The sequence below is a fragment of the Pirellulales bacterium genome, assembly GCA_036267355.1.
Lineage (GTDB): Bacteria > Planctomycetota > Planctomycetia > Pirellulales > DATAWG01 > DATAWG01.
The window spans coordinates 83340-101041 of record DATAWG010000008.1; the positions used below are offsets into that span (position 1 = coordinate 83340).

The window sequence follows — 17702 nt, forward strand, 5'->3', positions numbered from 1 at the left end:
GGGATGGGTGAGGGGCTAGGGACGAGAGGCGAGGGACGAGGGACAAGGATGAGACGCAGACGCGCGAAACCGCAAGCGTGCTTCAATCCACCGAGAGATGGCGAGGCACGCTTGAGGTTTCGCGCGTCGAGCTTGGTGCTACAATCGCAACCATGGAACATGACAAGAACATTGGCCTCCGGGTTGCGGTGGTCGGCGGAGGAATTGCCGGGTTGGCGGCGGCGCATCGGCTGGGAGAACTCGAGCCTTCTTGCCAAATTAGGCTGTTCGAGGCTGGGCCGCGGTTGGGCGGTTCGCTACAGACCGTGCGGCGCGACGGATTCCTGATCGAATGCGGGGCCGATAGTTTCATCACGAATTTGCCCGCCGCGCTCGATCTCTGCCGGCGGGTCGGAATCGCGGACCAATTGATCTCGACCAACCACGCGGGCCGGCGGGCGTTCGTCGTTCGCCGCGGCCGCTTGCTTGCGGTTCCCGAAGGATTCGCGTTAATGGCCCCCGCGCGAATCTGGCCGGTGCTGACGACGCCGATTCTCAGCCCTGCGGGCAAGATGCGGTTGGCATGGGAGTATTTTGTTCCGCGACGTCGAGCCGATGGCGACGAAAGCTTAGGATCGTTCGTCCGGCGGCGATTGGGGCGCGAGGCGTTCGAGCGGCTCGTGCAACCGCTTGTGGCAGGCATCTACACCGCCGACCCGGAGCAGCTTAGCTTGGCGGCGACCCTCCCGCGGTTTATCGACATGGAGCGGACCCACGGTAGCCTGATCCGCGGCGCGCTGCGGCAGCGAGCGAAGGGGGATGCCGGAGTGTCGCACGCCAGCGGGGCACGATATTCGCTGTTCGTTACGCCGCGAGACGGATTGTCTTCGCTCGTCGATGCGATCAAGGCCCGTTTGCCGACCCAGACGGTGCTGCTAAACACGAAAGTATCCACTTTCGAGCGATCGGATACCGGCTGGCGGTTGACGTTCAGGGCAAGCGGCATCCAAGCCGATAGCGACGTTCGATCGAATCAGATGGAATTCGATGCCGTGCTGCTGGCGACGGCGGCCCCGGCTGCGGGCCGGCTACTGGCGGCGGTCGATCCGCAGTTGTCGGACGACTTGTCGGCGATTCCCTATGCCAGCACTGCGGTATTGTCGATGGCCTATGATCGCCACCAAATCGCCCACCCGCTCGACGGTTTCGGTTTCGTGGTGCCGGCGATCGAAGGGCGGCGGATACTATCGGCCAGTTTTTCGAGCCAGAAATTCGCCGGCCGGGCGCCGGCCGACCAGGTGTTGCTGCGGATTTTCATCGGCGGGGCGTGCCAAGCCGACCTGCTCGAGCGGAGCGACGAAGAATTGCAGCAAATCGCGACGGAAGAAATTGCCGAACTGCTCGGAGCACGCGGGTCGCCGAAGCTGGCGATTGTCGCCCGATGGTCGCAGTCGATGCCCCAGTATCACCTCGGACACTTGCAACGGGTGGCCAGGATCGAGTCACGGGTGGCGGAGATCCACGGATTGGCGCTAGCTGGCAATGCCTTTCGAGGCGTCGGCATTCCGCAAGTCGTGGCAAGTGGAGAGGCCGCAGCGGAGCGGGTCTTGGAAAGCCTGCGGCGGGCGCCGGCCGAGATTTAAAGGCTGGATGCTGAACAGGGACGGGAATAGCCGGGGCGCGGCGCCGATGCGCGAAACCGCAAGCGAGCGACGGGCCACGGTCGCCAAAAAAGCCCGCGGGGGAATGTCGGACCGCGGGGCGATGGAGCGCGCTTATTTCCCCTTGGCGGCCGATTTTGTGGCGGCGGCAGGAGCGGCGGCCCCTTCCTCCCCTTCCTCTTCCTTCTTCTTCTTTTTCTTCTTCACCGCCAGCTTGAAGACGCGCACCTTGGGCAGCCCCAATGCACTTTGACCTTCTTTCCAGCGGTCGGCCTCTTGCAGGCGAGCAATCCGCTCGGCCCGAGTCAACACGCCCCGGGCGCGGATCAGTCCGCGGCGGACTCGCAAGCTTTTGTCCATCGTCATGGTCGTCGAACCTCACATCAAACCATTCGGCCAATTGGCAAACCGCTCAGTATAAGGAACGCTCCGCCGCGCGATCAAGGTGGACATGTCCAACAACTTTTCGAATTGCAACGAACGGCAAGCCACACTTGTTGCGAGCTGGCGAAAAATCTGCGAAAAAATAGCCGTTGTCTCCCCGAATCGCGGAGAAGAATCGTTGCCGGCTTCCGGCAGACTTAATTTCAGCGACAAATCGTTTGACAATCCCGGCGGGGGTGTCTATCGTGAAATGAAGCCTGCGGTTGCGGCGGCAGAGGGATGGCCGTAGGGCCACGTGGAGTTGAAGTTGGCGGTGGCGCCTGTCAACTTCAAAGGGGGAGCAAATCGCGAGCGCATTTTGCCGCGGAGGTCGATTGCGGCGATGGGATTCGGTGCGATTGACCTCCTTGCTTGGAAGCATCGGTTCTCGATTCCATCGCTTGGCATAAGGGAACATGCCGCGGTGTGGCCCAAAATCTGATCGCCCAAAATCTGATGGTGTTATCCAAGCGTGCCGCTGATTCGCCGTCGAGCTTTTCTTTGTCATAACTCAGCTGTCGGCTCGGCATCGCCCTTTTCTCGATTTGTTCTCCATTCGCTATAGCGTAGCTTTCCTGCTCTTTTCGGCGCACCGTAGAATTCTTCTTTGTCAGGCGGTTGCTACTGAAGTTTGGCATCTTGATTCAGGACCGCGCAGGCGCGGGATCGCATCATGGACAAGTCGGTCGGGTTGAAAGACGCGCTAAGGACCTTTTATCCGCTGCTGATCCTGATCGCCGCCATTGAATTGCTGATTTGGACGCATTGGAACTCGCTGCTGGAAACGGCGAATCTTTGGGACAACCCCAAATACTCTCACGGCTACCTGGTTCCGCTGTTTGCCGGCGTGCTGCTTTTCTTGCGGCGCGATGAATCCGTCCCGTTGATCAAATCGCTGGCCACGTTGGGCGGATCGCTGCTGGGAATCGGCTTATTCATTTGCCTGCTGCCGTTCGTTCTGCCCGATTCGTTGATCACGCTTCCCGCGCGGAGCGTGGAACTGCTCGAGGCGATTGGAGTCGCGCTGAGCGCGGCTGGCGGATTGCTAGTCATTCAGCAGCGGATTGCATTTGCCGAGATTTCGGCCGCCGAGCGATGGATCGGTTTCGGTGGGATTTTGGCCGGTGAAGCGATGCGCCTTTGGGCAACGCACACCTCGCACTATTGGCCCGAACGGTTCTCGTTTATCGTGGCTTTGGGCGGTGTGTTCGTCATGGTTGGTGGCATGCGGAGTTTGCGCTGGGCAGGCTGGCCCATCGTTTTCTTGATCTTTATGCTTCCGCTACCGCAGCAACTGGATGGCACCTTATCGGCAGATCTGCAGACGCAAGCGACCGCATCGAGCACCTATGTGTTGCAGACGATCGGTGTGGGTGCCGTGCGAAGCGGCTCGGTAATCAGCGTCGGACACAACGGCGTTCCGATGAACGTCGAGGAGGCGTGCAGCGGTCTGCGAATGCTCACGATCTTCGGCGCTCTCTGCTTCGCCGTGGCGCTTTTGATCGATCTTCCAATGTGGCAGCGAGTGATCATCGTGCTGAGTTCGGTACCGATTGCATTGGCGGTCAATATTCTTCGAATTGTCGCAACCGGGGTCTTGTTTACGCTGCTTCCCGGCAGCGAAGAAAAACTCAAGCACTTTTTCCACGACGGCGCCGGCTTGGTAATGATGCCATTGGCGATGGTGCTGTTGTTTTTGGAGTACAAGATTCTCACGAACTTGTTCATCGAGGACGAGGAAGGACTGGTTCCACCGCTTGGATTGGCTGCGACGACAAACGGCAGTGGCCGCGCGAATGCCGGTGCGGTCGCAATGTCGGCTGCGACGCCGAAACGGATCGCCCAGCCTGCGGCAGCGCCGATGGCGCCGATATCGGCCAAACCGCTTCCGGCAAGGCCGATGCCGACCGCGTCGGTCCAAAAACCGAATCCGGCGAAGCCATTGCCATTGCGGCCGGTTGCGGCCAAGCCAGTGAGTTCGCCGCCTGCCACATCCGCTGCCGCGAGGCCCCTTCCGACAAGGCCGCTGCCCGCCAAGCAGTTACCCGTTAATTCTGGAAGTCCCATTCCGGCCCAGCCGCTGCCGGCAAAACCGCTCCCGAACTATTTAGCATCCGCGAAGCCGCCGGCCGTTAGTCCGGCCGCCGCGGCTGGCGATTCGGTTGCCAGCAAGCCGCCGCAACCGGTGCCTTCTGGAGAAGCAACGTCCGCGCGTCGCTGAGCGGAACGTAAGCGAGGAAGCAGAGGAAGAAAATTGTGTTGGGGATGGTGGCGTCGTGAACGTTCTTACGTAGCCCACGCCTTTTCAGGCGTGGGATTTCGACCAACGAAAAAATTGTTGCAGCCGGCTTCAGCCGGCTTACCGAGGAGTTGGCTTTAGCCGCTGGCCCTGCCGATGGCTGAAGGCGCGAAAAATCAAAAGCCCCGTGAACGGGGCTGGACAACCATTTGTTGATTGAATCGGCATCCCAGGCATGAATGCCTGCGCAAGGAAAAAAGCCCTTCCAGCCCATCGCTGGCGACCAACAAGAAATGCGTCGAGATTGGACAACGCTCAGGCATCGAAAATGTGGCGAAAGCGCAACAAGCTCATAGTGATGGGCAGTCGCGACAATTGAAATAAGCCAAAGCCTGGCAAGGCGTTACAAAACAGCGGCGGATTGGGAGATCCGCCTGGACCAAGAAGTGCGTCCGCAGCCCTAGGATTGGCGTTTGCGGCAAACAGACGGCCCGACTCATCTGGAGACTTTCACGGTGTTCCCTCCTCCCGACAGCCATTCGCTGGAAAACTCATCTGACGGCTATCCCGAAAGCAGCTATCCCCAAGGGGGCGGCTCCAAGGCTTCGCCAAATGGCACTGCCACGGCCGACGACCATCGCGGCCACGAATTAGTGCCATATAGCGGCGGCATGATGTCGGCCAGCGGTTTTCCATGGGCCGTCGGTCCGACGCGCCCGGAAATTCTGACCGCCACGCCGACGTTTGGCAATCTGATGCATGCCCTGCGGCGCCGGCTGTGGCTGGCCATTTTCGGGGGACTTGTGCTGGGCGGTGCTTTGGGCTATTCCGCCTGGAAACTCATGCCGACGAAATTCGAATCGGCAGCCACGTTACAGGTCAAAATCCAGGACCCGCACGTCTTGTATCATGGCGAAGGGGTCGAGTTCGAAGCGTATAAGCGCAATCTGGTTGCGGCAATCAAAACTTCGAGCCTCGTGATTCAGAAAGTGCTCGACTCGAAAGCGGTTCAGAATGTCCCGGTCATCAAGGAGCACGGTTTGGATGCCGGGGCGTGGCTGTCCGACAACCTGACGGTCGACGATCAACTGGGCAGCGAATATGTGAAGGTGGCTCTGCGCTACGAAGACCCGCATGGATTGCCGGATATCGTCAACGCCCTCGTGAATGCCTATATGAGCGGCGTGTTGGACACCGAGCGCACCGATAAGCTCCGCCGCCGCGACGAGTTGGACAAGAAGTATCGCACGTACAAACAAAACGTACTCGACAAAGAACGGCAACTCTTCGAGTTGAACCAACAGATCGGCACCGCCGACGCCGAAACCGCCAAAATCAAATACCGCATTGAGGTCGCCGATCTGGAAGGCCTGATGCAATCGCGGGCCGAAGCGCAGAAGCAGATCGCCGAACTGACGATGAAGATCGAAATGGCGAAGCAGATGTACGCCGACGCTCAAAAAGGGGATGTTTCCGACGCTCAAATCGAAGAACTCATTGCTCGCGACCCGCAAATCCTCCAGGCCAACAACGACCTGGCTCTGCTCCACCGCCAGGAGCGGGAACTCAGCAAGGTCGTAAAGAATTCGGCTCGCTCGCCGGAGATGGTTCGAATTCGCGACACGATCAGCAGTGTCGAACAGTCGATCGAGGAATTTCGCACCGCCGATCGGCAACGATTGATCGAAAGCATCCGCCGCAACGGCGCAGAAGGCGGCGCCAACATGAAGGCCCTCGAACTCGAGCGGCAACTTTACGTCGACCAGTTCAAGCACTCGACCCAAGATGTGGCCACGCAGGCGGAGAATGTGCAAAAACTGGAAAAATTCAATGGCGACGCCGACCAACTGCGAACCGACATCACCCAGTTGCAAACCGTCGTCAACGAGATGAGCAACACGCTGACGCAATGGAATATCGAATTGGACGCTCCGCCGCGCGTTACTCTCCAAAGCGAGGCGAGTGCGGTCCGGGCCGTCGATCCATACAAACAATATGGCATGGCCGGCTTCGGCGGCTTCTTGGGATTCGGCTTGGCGCTGGCGGCAGCGACGTTTTATGAATTCTTCTCGCGGCGTGTAAATTCCGCCAACGACGTGGCCGAAGGGCTCGGCATCCGCGTAATGGGCGATCTGCCCGCATTGCGTCGCCGACGAATCGCGCTTCGGGCACGTTCGCGAAGGGCGATCCACGGTCTTGTGGCCGAGTCGATCAATAGCATTCGCGCCGCGCTGGTGCGCAATTCGGAGCCGGGCGCATGCAACGTGTATCTCGTCAGCAGCGCGGTCGATCAGGAAGGAAAGACGACCGTTGCCAGCCAATTGGCGGCCAGCTTGGCGCGCTCCGGCCGGCGCACGCTGTTGCTCGACGGCGACCTGCGGCATCCGGGCGCTCATCACGTGTTCGGATTGACGAATGAATACGGTTTCAGCGAAATGTTGCGCGGCGAGGTCCACGTCGACGACGCGATTCGTCCAACCCCGGCCGACAATTTGTGGATGATCACGGCGGGTCAGGCCTGTGCTCAAGCCGTCTTGATGCTGGGCAAGGACGCGCTGGGAGAGATTTTCTCACGGCTTGAAGCACGGTTCGACTTCATCGTCGTCGATTCCGGGCCGGTGCTGAAAGTGGCCGATCCGATGTTGCTCGGGCAATTCGTCGATGGCGCAATTCTTTCCACGCTGCGAGACGTGAGCCAGATCCATAAGGTCTACGAGGCCAGCGAGCGCTTGAAACTAGCGGGCGTGAAGGTCGTCGGCGCGGTGGTCAACGGGGTCGACGAACACAGTGCTTACGATCGCTACAACGTCGAACTTCCCGCCGCATAGTTCTCGATCCGCGACCACACGTCGCCTGTCGTGGGAGAGTGGCTGGCGGCGAGGATCCAGGATCTCCCCTCGCCCCCTTGCGGGAGAGGGGCCGGGGGTGAGGGGTGTTTTCTATTTCAACGGAGTTTCGAGCATGAAATGGCTTTCCGTCGTGCTGCCGTTCGTCGTCGCCGTGCCATTGTTGGTGGGCACCGCGATTTGGCAGGGGAAAGAGACCGAGCGGTGGGGCGAAATCCCCGAGATGAAGCAATTCGCCGCCCGGCTGAAAGATCTTCCGATGAATATCGGTCCCTGGCACGGGGAGGCCGGACCGGGACTGGCGGATTCGATGCGCAAGGCCGCCGGCGCCGAAGGCGATCGCCAGATCATTTACACCAACGAAACGACGGGCGAACGAGTCGATATGTTCATCGTGGTCGGGCGTCTGTTGGATATGTCGAAACACCGGCCCGACCGCTGCTATCCGGCCCAAGGTTACAAGGCCGAGGGAGACGAGGCGGTGTTGCAAAAGTTTACCACGGCAGCGAAATCGAAGGTCGAATTCCGCACTGCCGTCTACGTCAAGGAAGAACAGAACTTCAAGACGCGAATCTATTGGAGCTGGGCCAGCGACGGCGTTTGGAAAGGCCCCGACGGCGAAGATGGCCTGCGCAAGCAATTCCGGCGCACCAAGCCGATCTACAAGATGTACGTCGATACCACCGTGCGGCGACCGGACGAGCACGATGGAGAAGGGCCGGCCGTCGATTTGATCAAGGTGCTTGTTCCGGCATACGATCGGGTGCTCTTCCCGGCCGGCGAATCCGGCGACAAGATTGCCGCTCCAAAGGCAGTTCCGAAGGCGATCACGGGCGAGGCCGCTGGGCCGCAAACGGTGGCATCGACGTAATCCAGCGGCTGGTTAGCGGACCGGCGCCGCAACCGGTCCGGAGGGTATGGGGCCCAGCGATCGCGCCACCTCCAAAGGATCGATCGATTGCAATTGCGTTTGCGCGGTCGCTCCCGCCTGCTGGAAACTTGCCTGTTGGACCGCGTTGTCGGTCGGGCGTTGGCCCGCTGGCGACGGGGCACCCGCGCCCCACGCTGATCCGCCCGCTACCGGCCACGGCGCACCCGTGTATCCCCTCGTTGTCGCGCCGCGATCCGGCGACACGTAGTCGGCGGCCTCGAACCGCTGCTTTGGCAGACCATTCTCGATGGGGAGCGATTTCATTGCCGGTTGTTGATCCTCGGCCGTCGTCCGTCCGATCTGCAATGGATCGATGGCCGTCATGGAGGTGCTCGTTCGGTCGTCGGCGATCGTGTGCAGATTTGCCACCGCGTCGCGCAGCGGCGAGAAGCGAATTTCGGCCGCCGGGCCAACTTGCGGCCTTGCTGGACCCGTCGCCGAGCAGATCGCCCCCGGCGCGTTTGCCGCCGGATTGCCGCTCATGCCAACGCCCGAACGGACATTGTTCGAAGCTGCCGGCGGCCCGCGATCGATCGGAGCCCACGCGCCGGGGAAATTGGCGGCTGGCCAAATGGTGTGCGATCGATCTTCGTAACTGGCAGGGTGGATAGGTTGATTGCCCGGCTGGCCGCTCGGAATCGACCATCGAGCCGTTGCCGTCGGAGCCGACCCCGGATTCGCATTTGAAGCCATGCCCTCAGACTTGGACGACCAATCGTCGGCGGTTATCGGCACTGCCTGCGCCGGCCTTTCGCCGACGATTCGAAGCGAATCGAGATTCTCGTTGCCCGATCCTTGGGCGCCGGCGAGGCCGATTCGGCTGCGCGGTTGCTCGATCGGCGGTAGCGGCTCAATCCAGGCTGCCGCCGTGGAGTTCGACGGCCGCGGCGCGGCAGAGTCGGCGGGCGATTGAAAGCCCGTTCTGATTGTCGACGAGCGAAGCATGTTCGCCGGCGGCCATTGGTTCGCCGCCGGCGCAGTCATCGGGGTGGTCGGTTGGGCATTGTCCGTCATCGTGGTCGGTGCGATGACAGGTGGAACTGAATCAGGCTGGGCAGCCGGCAGAACCGCGAGGGAAGTTTGGCCCGACAGGGTTCGCAGTGCGTTCGGCGGATTCGAAACCGCCTGGCTTGGCATCGGTTGCGCAGGCCCAGGCCAAACCTGGTTCAGCCGGGCCGGCTCGACAGATTGCGGACGAATCGAAATCGCCATGGGAGTTGCCGACGGTTCGAAAAGTTGCGAGCCCTTGGTCGTGCCAGGCTCTGGAGTGGGCAAGATATTGGGAGCGCGGCCGCCCGGAAATGGCGCAGCGCCGGGAGTAGTGCCGTCATTGGAAAAAGGTCCAGTCACCGGCGCCGCACCCGGAGGTTGCGATCCGCTCGGCAGCGGCAGACCGTTCAGCATCGGCGTGTTCGGGCCCGGCGTTGCGGCTGCGGGCGGTGTCGCACCCGGCAGTGTCGGTCCGGGCGTTGCCGGCCCTGACGTTGCCGGCAGCGGATTGGCGCCTGGAGCAGTGCCGTTCGGAACCGCCGGATTCGTAGGAACTGCCGAGCCTCCGGAGTCGGCTGGGGGTGCGGCCTGCGCATTTCCCATTCCCGTGTCAGTTGTCTCGCCCGGCTTGCCGAGAGCTTCTTGAATGGCCGGCGGAACTTGAACGTTGGTCGGTTGTGGGATCACCGCTGGAACCGGGGCCGGCGCTGGCTGCGTGCCGGGCCATTGACGCCAATGCGTTGGATAATAGCCGTAGTATTTCACATTCGCCGGGCAGGGTCCGCTATAGCCATTGCAACACGGACAACCCGGGGCACTCGGAACGACGATCAGGCCGTCGCCGCCGATGGCTACTCCCGCTCCCAGCGAAAGCACGAGCGGAACGCACAACCACTGTCGGATCGGCATTTTCAGGTACATGGATTCCTCACCTTAACGCTCATCGCAGCAATGCTCGTTGCAGCGAACCTATTCGAGCCCGGCATTTATGGAGCTTTTCGCTTCCGAGCGTTCCTGCGAAAATTTCCCTTTGGTATGCGTTTCGTCCGATTTGCCGCACGGCCGGCCATCCATGCCGGAATAGTTTCGCGGGTTTCAAGCCTCCATGCGGCAATTAAAAATGACTGCCTCCAATGGCGCCGGAGCCCGTCAATGCCCCCGGATGCTGTATGCCGAAGACCCCCTGCACTGCCAGGGTCGCTACACCGAATATTCGCTGGAACGGAGAAATGACATTGCCCAACGCGTTGTCTAATGCATACAGCTTGTCGGCGGACAGATAGATTCGGTCGCCGGGCATCACTTGATAATTGGTGTTCGTCTGGCCGTCTTTCGTGATTTGACTCCAATGCACCGGCAAGATTTGGTCACAGCAGTTTCCTGCCGGCACGGGCCGGGCGAGCCAGATCTTCGATTTATTGGCCAACTGCGAGATTCCATTGATCTGCGCCAGAGCATCGAGCACCGTTTCGTTGCCGGTGACCGGGTAGCGGCTTACGCTTTCGCCATAGCCGGCACCTTCCGTGATAACGTAGTACACCTTGCTGTTGTAAGCTCCGACGTCGACGGCGATGTGCGGATCGTCCAGAGAGGTGGCAAGATGCGATTCGATCGCTTCTCGGGCCTCGACGACGGTCATGCCGGCCAGATAAACCGTTCCATAGATGCCAAGGTTGACGCGTCCGTCCGGTCCCACCAAATGCTCGCCGGCGATTTGCTGATTGCCAGCTAATTGGGCAAAGCCGACGGTGACCTGGGGCTGTTTCAAGAGGCGTCGCAATTGGGTTTCCACCGCCTCGGTGGCCTCGTCGAGCGAAAGCCCCGCGACGTTCACTTTGCCATAGCCGGGCCCGAGTTCGACAGCGCCTCCCGGTTCGACGGTGAAGTAGCCATTGATCGGCTGACCCACGGGCGTCCCCGCCGCTCGGATCTGCAAAATGTCCTGCGGCGAAATCCGGTATGGCGATTTCGGAACAATCTTGATGGCGTCGATGTACAAGATGTCCGGTGGCTCGATTCGGTAGGGAGGCAACGAAACCTTGCACTTCTCAATCGGCACCTCGCCGCCAAGTGGAATCGGCGGGGTGCCAGGTGCTTGAGCTGCCATTAGAGCGTCGGGCGACGGCGGGCTCGTGATGGTGTGACAGCCGGCAAAGGCCACTAAAATGGCGAAAGACGCCGCCACTGCGCTGCAAGCGAAAATCCGGCGCGGCAGCGGAGTTAGCCAGGAAAATTGCAAAGACCGGCGCAAATAACTGCCAGCAGAGCTGCGTGCTATCATGTCGTTAAAGCTTCTGGCATTCATACAGGCCCAATAATCGGCAAGGTCTGCCAACGGCCTTCATGCAATCTTTCCCTTTTGTCGGAAAAGTCTTCCCAGATTGCGCAATGCGAACCTCATTCGACCCCGGCTCTGGATTGTCAATTCCCCGCCGTTTCATTGACGGATCGGCCGCTGCAAATACAATGGAGCAAAGGTAATTCAAGGCCCTGCCAGGGCGGCGCGTAATGGGTGCGGTTGAGAGGAATTGGCCATCGTGCGATTGGCTCGCTAATTTGGGATAGTGGGGGACGAGAGGCTCTTTTTTTGGTGTGGACGCTCGATTTGTTGTGGACGTTAGGGATGCAATCGTCCACGCGTAATTCACCAACATGGCGACGCGTTTGTGGCAAAGTGTCCGTTTGCCCGTGGTCCCACCCACGCGGAGGAAGCTAGCAGTTGGCTAGCGGCGGGCGGTCTTGCATAGCACTCCTTTCGAACTGCTCCCTTCCGGGGCAAATTCAGTTTCCCATATCTCTACCAGCGCAAGTCTCACTTGCGCCCGCAGAAGAAGTGTTTCGACAAATTCGATCTGCGAGGCATCGAGAAGCGTCAAAGCATCCTTTTTCCCCTTCATGCGTGACACCTAGGTCCCGCCGAGCAAACCAGACTGCAACATCGAATGAAACGTCTGAATATTAAACTTGTCGTTGTGCTGGTGGTCTGTACGGTTACGGCAATTGTCGGCGTGTATTTCGCCCATGCCTTTCAGTACGGTCAGGCGGCCATAAGCTCGCGGCAGCAGGCCGAGGCCCTGTTGAAAGAAGGGAAACGGACGGAAGCGTTGCGGCAATATGTGGTCTATCTCCGGCAAAACGACACTCCCGATCCGCAAGTGCTCACCGATGCCGCTCAGTTGGCCAAGTCGGTCGCGTTCGAGCAGCCGAACCGCGATACGGTCACCCAGGCATTCGAGTTGCTGCGAGAGGCAATTCGGCAACTCCCGGACAACGCCGATTTGCGCCTTTCCTATGCCGAACTGATGATGTTCGCCCAGCGATCCGACGAGGCCGTCGAACCGCTATTGTGGCTCACGGCGCCGGAGCGCGGGAAGCACGATCCGAAGTTCGATATCATGTTGGCCCAATGCTACATCCAGCGGTCGTTTTACGACAAAGCGGTCGACGTGTGTGCCGCGCTGACTGGCTTCGACGTCACCGCGCGAACTTTCGACGAAAAAAAGGCGACGGCTCCGCACCAAATCGACGCCTACGACATCCTGGCCCACCTGCTGCGCGAACGCACCGCGGTGCTGCAACCTCAGGTTGCAGACTTGGTGATGGATCAATTGGTGGCGGCGAACAAGGATTCCTACCGAGCCCATCTTCAGCGTGCCCGCTATTGGCAGCAGTATGCGAAGGGGAGCGCAGCGAAGATCGCAGCCGCGAAAAAGGATCTGGAAGCTGCCCTCAAACTAGCGCCGAACGATCCGGACGTGATCCTCGTTGCCGCTCAATCCGCGATCATCGAAAAGAAATTCGATGAATGCCAGGCCATCTTGAATCGCGGGCTCGAACTGTATCCGACCAATGTCAGCATGTATCGGCAATGGGCCATCCTCAAGAGCACCGAGGGCAAGCTCGGCGACGCCGCCACGCAAGTCGAGGCCGGGCTGAAGCGGATGCCGGATAATCCGGAACTGCTTTGGATGCTCTGCGAAATCAAACTCCAGCAGCGCGACGTGGCGGGGGCTCGTGCGACGCTCGGGGCCCTGCGCAACACCAAGTATGCCAAGCCGCTCATCGACCTGATGGATGGCCGCGTCTTGCTCTTCGAAGGCAAATGGCGCGAGGCGGCGCAAGAGTTCGAACGACTTCGACCGCTATTGGCCCAATCACCCGAAAACACCAAACAAATCGACCTGTATTCCGCCCAATGCTATGGCCAGCTAGGCGAATACGACAAGCAATTGGATGCCAGCCAGCGCGTTGCCCAAACGGACCCGACGTCGTATCAAGCGCAGGTCGGCATCGCGATGGCCTATCTGTCGATGGGAAAAACCGATGAAGCCAAGCGCCGCTATGACTTGCTGGTCAAGGCCGTCGGCAAGGATAAAGCACTTTCGACGCCCCAAATTTGGCGGCCGATCGTGCAATTGCGAATGGATGAGCAATTGCGCCGGCCCAAGGCAGAGCGCGATTGGACACGCGTCGACGAAATCATCCAACAGCTCGATTCGAGCGATGCCGCCGGCTCGAAGGACAAAGAGACCGACAAAGCGGCGCGTTCTGCGCTCGCGCTGGTCAAGGCCGAGGTCGAGTTGCGCAAGGGCGATCTCGATAAAGCCCGCCAGATTCTCTTGGATGCCAGGAAAGAATATCCCGCGGAGCCCGGTATCTGGTCGGCGCTGGCAACGATCACCTCCCAGACCGACAGCCCGGCCGCGGCGTTGAAATTTCTCGACACCGCACCGCCCGAAATTCGCGATTCCATGGCGCTGCGATTGAACCGGGCCGGTATTCTGCTGCGGCAAGGCGGCCCGAACGTCAAACCATCGCTGCTCGCGATCGATGCCGGCAGCGATACGCTTTCAGCCGCCGATCGCGGGCGGTTGTGGAGCGGCTTGGGCGCGGCATTCCTCAGTCTTGGCGAGCAAGACACGGCGATGCGATTCTGGAGCAAGGCAGCCGATGTCAGCCCCGACGATTTGAAGATCCGTTTCAACCTGTTCGACTTGGCGCGCGAAACTGGCGACGAGGCCATGATGTCGAAAATCGTCGAGCAGTTCCAGAAACTGATGGGTGTCGCCAGCGCGGAAGCACGCTACGCCGACGCGGCCCGCAGCGTGGCGCTGGTGCGCAAATCCGTTCGCGAACGAACGCCCACGAACCGTTCCGCCGCCCCGCTCAACGACGCCGAAAAGCTGCAACTCGCCTCCGCGCGAAAGCTGCTCGAAGAAGTCAGCCAAGATCGCGCCAATTGGTACGAAGTGGCGCGCGTCATGGGCGATATCGAGGTTCTCGAAGGCCCAGGACATGAGAACGACGCCATCGCCGACTATCAAAAAGCCCTCAAGCTTGGGCCGCCCAGTCCCCTCATCCTCCGGCCGCTCGTGCTGCTGCTTTCGCGGCAGAATCGCACCGAGGAAGAAAAGGCCGCCTTGGATCTCGTCAGCCCGGAATACGTCTCCGAACTCGGGCTGGGCCATTGGGCCGTCGAAACCGCCGTGAATAGCCGCGATTTTCCCGCTGCCATCGCACGCGCGAAACGCGAGGTGCCCGACGATTCTCGCGATCCAAGCGGCCACATCTGGATCGCCAAGATCTATGAACGGGCTGGAATGTCGGATGAAGCCGAAGCCTCGTTTCGCCGCGCCGTGGCCACCGGCCCCGACCAGCCCGAAACTTGGGCCCGGCTGATGGAGCATCTTGCGACGCACCATAAGCTCGCCAAGATCCGCGATGTGCTGCTGGAAGCGCGCAAGCAATTGCCCGAAGATCGCGTCAATCAGGTGCTCGGGCCGGGCTACGCGTTGATCGGCCAGTATGAGCAAGCTTTAACCTACTACTTGGCGGCGCTGGAAGCCGCGCCCGACGATTCTTCCACACATCGGATGGTCGCGAACTTTTATCTGCAAATCGGCCGCACCGAAGACGCCCGCAAAGAAGCACTCGAGGTTTTGAAACTAGCGGCCAACGATCCCAAGCAGAAGCCGAATGCGATGTGGGCCCGCCGTGCCCTGGCAGACCTGCTGGCGAGCACCGGCAAGTATCCGGATTTTCTCAAAGCCAAGGCCCTGTTGGCGGAGAATGTGCAAAGTAGCGGCAGCACCGACGACAAACTGCGTTTGGCCGAGCTCCTCGGCGAACGGCCGTCAGAACCGTCGCAATGGCGTGAGGCCGTCGGGCTGTTGGAATCGTGTACCCCGCTTTCGCCGGCAAACCAAATTCATTTGGCCCATCTGCACGAATTACTCGGCAATTGGGCCGATGCCCGTCGCGAGATGGTCAACTTCGTATCGGAGCACAGGGCCGGACCGGCCGCCTACATCGCGTTCATCGATATGTTGATCCGGCACGACGAAGCCGCCGATGCTTCCTCCTGGTTGGATCGCCTTGATGCGGTCGAACCGACGATGCCGGGAAGCGGCCTGACGCCGGCCGTGGCGCTGCGGAGCCGGATTTTGGTCAAACAAGGCAACACCGATCGAGCGGTTGCATTGCTGAATGGCGTCTTGCCGAGCCGACCTTTGCCGCCGGACAAGCTGCCCCTGTTGCGGAATGTCGCCATGCAAATGGGTCAATTGGGCCTGAATGCGGCGGCGGAAGAACTGTTCCGCGAATACGCGAATTACGAACCGTCAGGAAAGTTGCTCTTGGCCAGTTTCCTCGGCCATATCGGCCGTTTGGATGAATCGCTCGATCTGTGCGAAGAATCTCTCAAAACATTTCCCATGCCCGCCGTCATGGCGATCGCCGGCGAGGTGTTCCAATCCCAGCCGAGCCATATTCAGCCGAAACATATCGAGCGCGTCGAGAAATGGTATCAGCGAGCGCTCCGCGACGATCCCGAATCCGCGCCGCTGCTGCTCCAACTCGCGCAATTCCGCGAGATCAGCGGCAACTTCGACGAATCGGAGCGCATCTATCGCGGCTTGCTCCGTCGCAATGATCTCGACGCCACGCAGCGCTCCCACGCACTAAATAACCTGGCGTTTTCCCTGGCGGAGCGCAAAAAAGACCTCGCCGAAGCACTCTCATTCATCAATGAAGCGGCGCAACTCTATGGCCAAACGACCGACGTGCTCGACACGCGGGGGATGGTCTACGTGGCAATGGGCGATTTTCCCAAGGCGCTGGCCGATCTCAACGACGCGGTCCTGGGAGCCGATCCTGCCCCTGTTAAGCTGCTCCACTTGGCGCTGGCACAGGACCTGTCGGGCGACCACGCCGCCGCTGTGCTTAGCTTCACGCGAGCCAAAGAGCAAAAGCTCGACCCCACCGCTCTGCGCAAAAGCGAGCGCGAGTTTTACGATCGCTTGAGCAAGGACCTCGGGCCTTAGGCCGACGCAACGTATGCCGGTCTCTGGCCGTCACCGTCGATTCAAGCAAGTTGGCACAGCACCAAAATTCCGCGATCCCCCGAGCCCCCTTAATGCCTGCTTCCTACGGCGATATTCGCGCCTGGACCGAATCGAAAGATCCCGCGCATGTTCCGTCGTTCGATTCCGTATGCAAGTTGGTCGGCATCCCCGCGTATCTTGAAATCGGCAGGTATGGGCTGTGCGAGGATTGCGGCTACGGCCACGTCGATCGCGATGAATACACGTCGTCGGAGAATGAGTCGATCCTCGTTTTGGTCCAGTGCATCGACGATCTGGCAGTACGTTGCATGCGATGCGCGGCAGCCCATTTCGGCGACCCCAGCAGCGCTCAGGTTGAAAAGCCCTGAACAGGCACGCCTCGCTCTAGCTCGGATTATTCATGGTGCCACACAAGTGCTTTGTCACACCTCAATTTTGGGATAGACCGACTTTAGTTTGCAGCGGGCATCTGCGATCTTCATCTGCCATTCAACGCCGCGCTGCCAACGATTGATTTCATTCGACCAAGTGGCGATTTGTTCGCGGAGCATTTTCAAATCACCGATACGGCGGCCCCGACGCAATGGCGCGTGATCGAACTACCCAATATTGGATTTTCGATTCGTCATCCCGCCTTTTTTTTGGCGTACGGCGGATCGTTTCGTGACGGATCGTCTCGGTAATTTCCCTTTCGACAACCTTGCGCGCCAGCAACCGCAGCGGTCCAATTGGCGTATCCTAGGCTGCGCTCTCTATTCCGCGGATGCCGGTTTTTCCGGCTCTTGAGGAAAATTTGCGAATCCCTGTCGGGCCAGGCGGCGGTTCGGTCATTTCCTAGCTATCAGGGTTTGCACTTCGCTCGCCCTACCAAACCAGCTTCGGAGGACTGAGCCATGCGTCGCTTCAATCAAAACCTGTCGATGGCAATCGCGGTGGTCGGAATCACGTTGTTTGCGAGCGCGGCATTCGCGCACGGTTTTGGCGGCACGGGCGGCGGACACGTCGGCGGCAGCACCCATCCGACGGCCTTTGCCCCGCGCTCGACCGGCCGTTCGCTGCCTGGCAATACGGTTCACCCGACGAACCGCATTCAGAACTTCGCCCGAATCAACAATCCCGGAACCAACTTGCCTCCGGTGTTGATTCCGCCGTAAGCGTTCACGATGTTTTGTCGCTTTCCGGAGATTGATTGCCTGATTTTAGCTGGCCTGTGGGTGGAGCGGTAGCGCGGAGATGTGTTCCAGAGTGGCAGGCGGAAGAGGAGCGGCAGGGTAAACGACAGCGCCGCTA

General features: G+C 60.2%; 11 protein-coding genes. 7 read left to right on the forward strand and 4 right to left on the reverse strand.

Annotated elements, in window-relative coordinates; genetic code table 11:
* The first annotated feature begins 152 nt into the window (after positions 1-152).
* Positions 153-1622, forward strand: a complete 1470-nt coding sequence (gene hemG, locus VHX65_02030; protein HEX3997305.1) for a protoporphyrinogen oxidase — start codon at positions 153-155, stop codon at positions 1620-1622.
* A gap of 132 nt (positions 1623-1754) precedes the next feature.
* Here hemG and VHX65_02035 read toward each other — a convergent pair whose 3' ends face one another.
* The gene (locus VHX65_02035) at positions 1755-2006 is read right to left on the reverse strand and encodes a small basic protein (GenBank protein ID HEX3997306.1); all 252 of its coding nucleotides are present in this window, start codon (positions 2004-2006) and stop codon (positions 1755-1757) included.
* A gap of 730 nt (positions 2007-2736) precedes the next feature.
* Here VHX65_02035 and VHX65_02040 point away from each other — a divergent pair.
* The 3 genes from VHX65_02040 to VHX65_02050 all read left to right on the forward strand — a co-directional run bounded on the left by VHX65_02040 (position 2737) and on the right by VHX65_02050 (position 8019).
* Positions 2737-4284, forward strand: coding sequence for an archaeosortase/exosortase family protein (locus VHX65_02040; protein HEX3997307.1), 1548 nt, complete (start codon positions 2737-2739; stop codon positions 4282-4284).
* Between the two features lie 533 nt (positions 4285-4817).
* The gene (locus tag VHX65_02045) at positions 4818-7130 is read left to right on the forward strand and encodes a polysaccharide biosynthesis tyrosine autokinase (protein ID HEX3997308.1); all 2313 of its coding nucleotides are present in this window, start codon (positions 4818-4820) and stop codon (positions 7128-7130) included.
* A gap of 133 nt (positions 7131-7263) precedes the next feature.
* Complete coding sequence (locus VHX65_02050) at positions 7264-8019, forward strand: exosortase-associated EpsI family protein (GenBank protein ID HEX3997309.1); 756 nt, start codon at positions 7264-7266, stop codon at positions 8017-8019.
* A gap of 12 nt (positions 8020-8031) precedes the next feature.
* On the opposite strand, the gene VHX65_02055 is transcribed toward VHX65_02050, so the two are convergent.
* Together VHX65_02055 and VHX65_02060 are read right to left on the reverse strand one after the other, a co-directional pair.
* On the reverse strand, positions 8032-9990 hold the full coding sequence (locus VHX65_02055) for a hypothetical protein (protein HEX3997310.1): 1959 nt from the start codon (positions 9988-9990) through the stop codon (positions 8032-8034).
* Positions 9991-10183: 193 nt separating this feature from the next.
* Positions 10184-11404, reverse strand: coding sequence for a polysaccharide biosynthesis/export family protein (locus VHX65_02060; protein HEX3997311.1), 1221 nt, complete (start codon positions 11402-11404; stop codon positions 10184-10186).
* A 607-nt stretch (positions 11405-12011) separates the two neighbouring features.
* Between VHX65_02060 and VHX65_02065 the strand changes: the two genes are divergently transcribed.
* Together VHX65_02065 and VHX65_02070 are read left to right on the forward strand one after the other, a co-directional pair.
* Positions 12012-16391, forward strand: coding sequence for a tetratricopeptide repeat protein (locus VHX65_02065; protein ID HEX3997312.1), 4380 nt, complete (start codon positions 12012-12014; stop codon positions 16389-16391).
* Positions 16392-16483: 92 nt separating this feature from the next.
* Positions 16484-16780: a hypothetical protein gene (locus VHX65_02070; GenBank protein ID HEX3997313.1), complete on the forward strand. Its 297-nt coding sequence runs from the start codon at positions 16484-16486 to the stop codon at positions 16778-16780.
* 54 nt (positions 16781-16834) lie between these two features.
* Here the strand turns inward: VHX65_02070 and VHX65_02075 are convergent, their stop codons facing one another.
* Positions 16835-16963 carry a hypothetical protein gene (locus VHX65_02075; protein HEX3997314.1) on the reverse strand — a complete coding sequence of 43 codons (129 nt, stop codon included), beginning with the start codon at positions 16961-16963 and terminating at the stop codon, positions 16835-16837.
* A 342-nt stretch (positions 16964-17305) separates the two neighbouring features.
* Between VHX65_02075 and VHX65_02080 the strand changes: the two genes are divergently transcribed.
* Positions 17306-17566, forward strand: a complete 261-nt coding sequence (locus VHX65_02080; GenBank protein ID HEX3997315.1) for a hypothetical protein — start codon at positions 17306-17308, stop codon at positions 17564-17566.
* Positions 17567-17702 lie beyond the last annotated feature (136 nt).